This window comes from Gilliamella sp. Nev5-1 (genome assembly GCF_001690895.1).
GTDB classification, from domain to species: domain Bacteria; phylum Pseudomonadota; class Gammaproteobacteria; order Enterobacterales; family Orbaceae; genus Gilliamella; species Gilliamella apicola_C.
Genome location: NZ_LZHO01000058.1, coordinates 1 through 5731, shown reverse-complemented (window position 1 = coordinate 5731; position 5731 = coordinate 1). Strand labels below are relative to the sequence as shown.

Below are 5731 nucleotides of genomic sequence, written 5' to 3'. Positions count from 1 at the left end.
CCGACAGAACCTTGACACCAGTGACCTGACCACTTACCCGAACAAACCGCATTAGTTAAATCCCTTACCTGTGGAAAACGATAACCTAAATGACTACACCAAGAGGCTTGATTAGAAGCGTCATTAGATCGAGATCCACGATTAACGAACCACTGCTTCAACTCAAACCCATACTTAACGACCACACTACCTTGACTATCTCTCCCCACTAACTCAAATGTTTGAGGCAAGGTTGGCTTGCTAAGTGGACTTGGGGAATCTGAGCTTTTTTGGTTATCACTTGCCCTAGGACCCGTTAGCGTAACGCGTATTACCTCTACTGAATGATTGGATATCCAATCATCGCTTGCATTTGGTAATGTCCTTGTTACAGTAGCTGTTATTCCCCCATGCGTAACAGAAGCCCAAGTCAACTGGCGACCTCCTCCTATGTCTAAATCAAAGTACAAGCCATCTGCACCTGTTGTCGGAAAATTTAATTCGTAAAATGTTGGATTAGTTGATTGAACTAGAAATCCTTTAGTTGGATTCCAAATATTAGGTGGACCAGCGTAATCACCTGTACCATAGGTTAGATTGGGTCTTACATAACAGATTTTAGGAGGTAAATTTGGGCTGATGTAGTACTCCACCGATTGACGGTGGAAATAATTTGTATCTGGTACACCGTACTGTGTTTTTAAAAATCCCGCTGTACTACTTAACATCACCTTATAAGGTGCTTTACAAATATCTAAAATATCATTACGACTAACAGCATTACCATTTTTATCGAAAAAATAAGCAGATAGATTTCCTTTTGCGGTTACGCCATTTACTCCCTGACCATCACCATCATCATCGCCCCAATAATGATAAGTGTTCACTATATCATTTAAACTGACTGAATCAACTGATGAGGGAATCAACATGTGAATATCGCTTAAAGTACTTCCTTTAGGTAAAGTTATTGGATTTGTTACGCTTGATGTATTGGTTGATGGAGTAACTATTGTTCCATCCGATAGAGTGATATTCAATAAATCCTCGGTTGTGATCACTTTAGTTTTACCACCATCAAATGTTAAATATGGTGCACTACCTTGTATAACATTACTAGTATGCACCGTTAATGCCTGCGAATTGGGCGAATACGACAATAACAACAATGGTCCTAATACCAACGGGATTTTTGTAAATAATTCTATGGATAATTTCGATGATAAAAATGAGGCAAGTGTAAAAACTCGTCTAACGTAGTTATTTGATAAATTTAAGACATAGGTTTGCCATGTCTGGTGTCTGGTGTCTGGTGTCTGGTGTCTGGTGTCTGGTGTCTGGTGTCTGGTGTCTGGTGTCTGGTGTCTGGTGTCTGGTGTCGATAAGTATACTGCATAACATCCTTCTTGTAAAGTAATATGTTGTTTTATTTTGCTTTTTTGATGATTTATAACCTATAAAATATAGCTAAATTAATTCTAATTTTTAAAATTATAATGTTTAAAAAAAATTTGGCGACATTTTTTACTAAAAATTTTGTAAAGATTTGTTAAGGAACTTGATTCTGTTTTTGGGTGTGCTTGTAAATACCCCAACGTAAATGCCGGTCTGTAATAGCATTCAACACCGAAACAATCACCGAATCATCCTGTAACTTAGCTTGATAATAGTAAGCACAACGGCTTAAGCCAACAATGGCACAACTCATAGCAATAGTAACCGAATGATTTTGTTGTAGTTGCTGTGCCCACGTTTTACGTGCCCCAGTTGGCACTAAAGCTTTTTTATAATTTCTTCCTGAAGCTGGGATTTTAAGCTCAGTTCGGCAAACATCTGCTTAAGCTTGCGGTTTTCAGCCTCCAGCTCCTTTAAGCGTTTGATATCCGACGTTTCCATTCCGCCGTATTTTTCTCGCCATTTATAGAAAGTTGAATTGCCCATACCCTATTTACGGCACAGTTCTTTAACAGGAATACCTGCTTTAGCTTCTTTTAAAATTGTCTCTTTTTAAGCGAAGTTCTTCCACCTAGCCATCGAGGAAAGCCTAGAATACTTGGTGTAAGTAAATTTTTAATACCCTCCTCTATTTAATAACACAAAAGCAATTTACTTAATTTTGGAAAATAACAATGAGTCTTTGAGAGTACGTTTAGACAAATAAACAAAAAACAAGCTTATTGATATAACTCCAATTCATATAGAGGAATAAAAAATGTATAAGTATTATGATCTAATACTAAATAAACTAAAAACCCATGATAAATCGTTACTTACACGTTATGGGAAGCTATATCCAGTCAGAATGAATTTTGCCTATCATAATGATGCCTATCAAAGGAAACACGGAGTAGATGCGTATATGGATATGTTGAACTTGTCTGATTTAACATTACTTTCTAACCATATTCTTAGCATTGTTTGGGTAATGGCTTTTGATGAGCAATATGGCTTTTATTTTCCTGCCATGTTGTATTTCGATTCAGAACAATATGCAAATTATAACGTTATTATGAAGTTAGTTACTGATTGTTGGAAAAATCAAACTGATGGAAATGGTATTAATGTTGAACAAGAACTAGCTAAGAACACTTTATCTGAATTAGCACAACTCTCGTGGGAAAAACAAAATCCTCTTCGTACCTTATATATTAACAACGTACATACTTTCGGCTAAACAGATTGATCGCTTATAACGATCAATAATATCCCAACTGATCGTTATAAACGATATGACAATACGTAATATTTTTCTAATAATAATGATAAGTTTTTGTTCAAAAATAATTTAAGGAGATGAAATGACTAAACATGATTGTGGCGAAGATCCGAATTTTACATCTCTATGCCCAGTGCTCGGTCATTTCTGCATTTAGTTCTGTTTCAATGATAAGTTTATTTAAAAAGCCAGTTAATTTACCTATTTTTTTGTACATTAGACTACGTTAAGACAGGCAAAAATACAGACTTATTTACAGGGTCCATAAATTATAAGGCTGACTATTAAAACCGAGTCTTTATGCTCAATATTGAATATAAAGACATTGTTATTATGACAAATATAATACATTGGAAATGAATAATTATTATAATTTAAAATTTTATAAAAAATATGATAGATCGGTTGAAATATTAATTTTTTATTTATAACAGTTAACCAGAGGAATAAAAGTATGTCTTACGAAGCTCAAATTAGTAGAACATCCCCTACGGCATTTCTATTTTTAGTTGATCAATCAGGTTCAATGTCTGACAAAATGGTTTCAGGTAGAACTAAAGCAGAGTTTGTTGCTGACGTGCTTAATAGAACTTTGATGGATTTAATCACAAGATGTACAAAATCTGAGGGTGTAAGAGATTATTTTGAAATAGGTGTTTTAGGATATGGACAGCATGGTGTTGCTAATGGTTTTAAAGGTGAATTAGGTCAAAAAGTTATTAATCCTATTTCATTAATAGAGAAATTTCCTCTAAAAATAGAAGATAGAAAAAAGAAAATGGATGATGGGGCTGGAGGAATAATAGAAGTTCCAGTGAAATTTCCTATGTGGTTTGAGCCTGTTGCAGACGGGGGGACTCCTATGAATGCAGCTTTAACAGAAGCTGCGCAAGAATTAAGTCAATGGTGTGATTCCCATCCAGATAGTTATCCTCCAACGATTTTGCATGTTACCGATGGGGAATCTAATGATGGTGATCCCGAAGGAATTGCAAAAGATCTATGTCGTATTAGTGCTAATGATGGTGAAGTATTGTTACTAAATCTTCATGTTAGTACATTAAGTGGTGCTGCAATTAAATTTCCATCTGGTGAATTTAATTTACCAGATTCTTATGCAAAAATGTTATTTAGAATGTCTAGCTTATTGCCATCGAATTTAGTTAATTTCGCTCAAGGGAAAGGGTACAGTGTATCTAGTGAATCAAGAGGTTTTATGTTCAATGCTGAGGCTGCTGAAATTGCAGACTTCTTTGAAATTGGAACTAGAGCGGCACAATTGAGATGATAAAAAAAATATTTTTGGGTTCTATTTCTAAAGACACATTGGATAATGGTAATTATCAATTTAATATAGAAAAAGATTTTATTTTGGATCATGAATCTTTAAATGAAGATTCATGGGCTATATCAGATGATAATTTAAGTATAGCAATATCAGATGGGGCGACAGAGTCATACGATTCCAAATTATGGGCAAAAATATTATGTCAAAAATTTGTTGGTAAAACTTTTTCATCATTTGACGAATATTTAATTTCAGCCGAGAAAGATTATGCGAAACAACATGATATTCATAATATGACTTGGACCCAAATTGAGGCTTATCAAAGGGGAAGTTTTGCCACTTTTATAGGTGTAAATTATAGTCAAATTAAAAATAGCTTAAAAATTACTTGTATTGGTGATAGTTGTATTTTTTTATTTAAAAAGTCCTCAAAAAACTATTTAAAAAGGAAAAGATCACGTGTGAAAAAAAAGACAAGGGTTTATAGGAATTGTAAGAATAATCATAAATACGAATATCAGAAAATTTTTGATATTCCTGATTTTAAAAACTGTCCTCAACTGATTTCAACTAAGAAAAACTTTAACACTTTTGATTTTGATAAATACACTAAGTATGTAAATTTAAGTAAATATAATGATTACTATTTGTTCTTGTGTACGGATGCTTTAGCTGATTGGCTTATTAATTCTTTTAATTTATTAAAAAGTTCTACAAATCTAACAAATATACTCAATTTACAAAACAATTTGAGTAACTTAAATGAGTTTTTTTATACAAAGGTAATGGAAGCACGGAAAAATAAAAAAATGAAAATAGATGACTCAACATTAATCATTCTTAAAATAAATTAATTGGTTAAGGTTATGACATATCCTACTTTTGAGCAATATAATCAAGTATTTCAATCTCACCAAAATTTTATATCAGATAATGATTTAAAATTTGGAAATATTAAAAAATCAGGATTAGGTGTTCCTTTAGCTATAAGTGGTGGATTTGCTTTAACCTACACTATTGAAAATAAAGGTACTGATATGTCCACACTTTTTAGTACCAAAAAGATAAGGTCATAGATTCATTTTATATTCAATGGGTGACTGGTAATTTAAAGACGAATGAAGCCTGTTGTAATTAAATCAATCCACATAGTGATTAAATTGCAACCTGAGTTGTTCAAGTGAATCAAAAATCGTGTTTGACAAAAATTCAGTTTTCACCGCTTTAAATGTTGCTTCAGCAACAGCATTATCATAAGGGCATCCCTTATGGCTTAATGAACGCTCAATGCCAAATTCCTTTAAACATTCATCAAGTAGATGATTATCAAATTCTTTTCCTCTATCTGAATGAAATAACTCAACTGAATTTAAGTTAATAGGGATTTGGCTGATAGCATCCATAACCAGTTGAGCATTTTTATGTTTTCCTGCACTTCGTCCCACGATTTCTCGATTGCTTACATCAATAATCATACAAAGGTAATGCCATTGTTGTTTTACTCTCACATAAGTTAAATCAGTCACTAACACTTTGCGTTGTTGGCCTACGGTAAACTCACGATTAAGTTGCTTACTTACTGTTGATTCGTTGCTTTGTTCTGTATTAGCACGATATTTTTTACAGGTATATTTTGATACTCATCCGTTTTCTTGCATGATTCGACCAATTCGGCGACGGGATAATAGTATGCTTTTCTTTCTAAGCGCTACTTGTAGTCGCCTTGTTCCATAGGATTGATAGTTATC

At 33.4% G+C, this 5731-nt stretch carries 9 protein-coding genes; 4 read left to right on the top strand and 5 right to left on the bottom strand.

Annotated features, from left to right (window positions below; all coding sequences use genetic code 11):
* The 3 genes from A9G41_RS08105 to A9G41_RS08095 all read right to left on the bottom strand — a co-directional run.
* Positions 1-1106: hypothetical protein (locus A9G41_RS08105; protein WP_143425442.1), on the bottom strand; the 1106-nt coding region annotated here is incomplete at its 3' end.
* A 422-nt stretch (positions 1107-1528) separates the two neighbouring features.
* Positions 1529-1753 carry a hypothetical protein gene (locus tag A9G41_RS08100; protein ID WP_065582259.1) on the bottom strand — a complete coding sequence of 75 codons (225 nt, stop codon included), beginning with the start codon at positions 1751-1753 and terminating at the stop codon, positions 1529-1531.
* Entirely contained in the window at positions 1753-1920 is a 168-nt protein-coding gene (locus tag A9G41_RS08095) for a transposase (RefSeq protein WP_081297217.1), read from the bottom strand. The genes A9G41_RS08100 and A9G41_RS08095 overlap by 1 nt, the downstream gene beginning before the upstream one ends.
* Before the next feature lie 271 nt (positions 1921-2191).
* On the opposite strand from A9G41_RS08095, the gene A9G41_RS08090 reads away from it, so the two are divergent.
* The 4 genes from A9G41_RS08090 to A9G41_RS08075 all read left to right on the top strand — a co-directional run bounded on the left by A9G41_RS08090 (position 2192) and on the right by A9G41_RS08075 (position 5059).
* Complete coding sequence (locus tag A9G41_RS08090) at positions 2192-2653, top strand: hypothetical protein (protein WP_065582260.1); 462 nt, start codon at positions 2192-2194, stop codon at positions 2651-2653.
* Between the two features lie 496 nt (positions 2654-3149).
* The gene (locus A9G41_RS08085) at positions 3150-3983 is read left to right on the top strand and encodes a vWA domain-containing protein (protein WP_065583372.1); all 834 of its coding nucleotides are present in this window, start codon (positions 3150-3152) and stop codon (positions 3981-3983) included.
* Positions 3980-4837 carry a hypothetical protein gene (locus A9G41_RS08080; protein WP_075539537.1) on the top strand — a complete coding sequence of 286 codons (858 nt, stop codon included), beginning with the start codon at positions 3980-3982 and terminating at the stop codon, positions 4835-4837. The genes A9G41_RS08085 and A9G41_RS08080 overlap by 4 nt, the downstream gene beginning before the upstream one ends.
* Positions 4838-4849: 12 nt before the next feature.
* Positions 4850-5059 carry a hypothetical protein gene (locus A9G41_RS08075; protein WP_065582199.1) on the top strand — a complete coding sequence of 70 codons (210 nt, stop codon included), beginning with the start codon at positions 4850-4852 and terminating at the stop codon, positions 5057-5059.
* Between the two features lie 63 nt (positions 5060-5122).
* On the opposite strand, the gene A9G41_RS08070 is transcribed toward A9G41_RS08075, so the two are convergent.
* Together A9G41_RS08070 and A9G41_RS15060 are read right to left on the bottom strand one after the other, a co-directional pair.
* Complete coding sequence (locus A9G41_RS08070) at positions 5123-5509, bottom strand: DDE-type integrase/transposase/recombinase (RefSeq protein ID WP_143425441.1); 387 nt, start codon at positions 5507-5509, stop codon at positions 5123-5125.
* Positions 5510-5623: 114 nt separating this feature from the next.
* A partial coding sequence (locus A9G41_RS15060) for an IS3 family transposase (RefSeq protein WP_143425440.1) occupies positions 5624-5731 on the bottom strand: 108 nt, incomplete at its 5' end.

Coding starts and splice junctions, on each gene's coding strand:
- A9G41_RS08085 (WP_065583372.1), top strand. CDS start 3,150: ATGTCTTACGAAGCTCAAATTAGTAGAACATCCCCTACGGCATTTCTA.
- A9G41_RS08095 (WP_081297217.1), bottom strand. CDS start 1,920: ATGGGCAATTCAACTTTCTATAAATGGCGAGAAAAATACGGCGGAATG.
- A9G41_RS08090 (WP_065582260.1), top strand. CDS start 2,192: ATGTATAAGTATTATGATCTAATACTAAATAAACTAAAAACCCATGAT.
- A9G41_RS08075 (WP_065582199.1), top strand. CDS start 4,850: ATGACATATCCTACTTTTGAGCAATATAATCAAGTATTTCAATCTCAC.
- A9G41_RS08080 (WP_075539537.1), top strand. CDS start 3,980: ATGATAAAAAAAATATTTTTGGGTTCTATTTCTAAAGACACATTGGAT.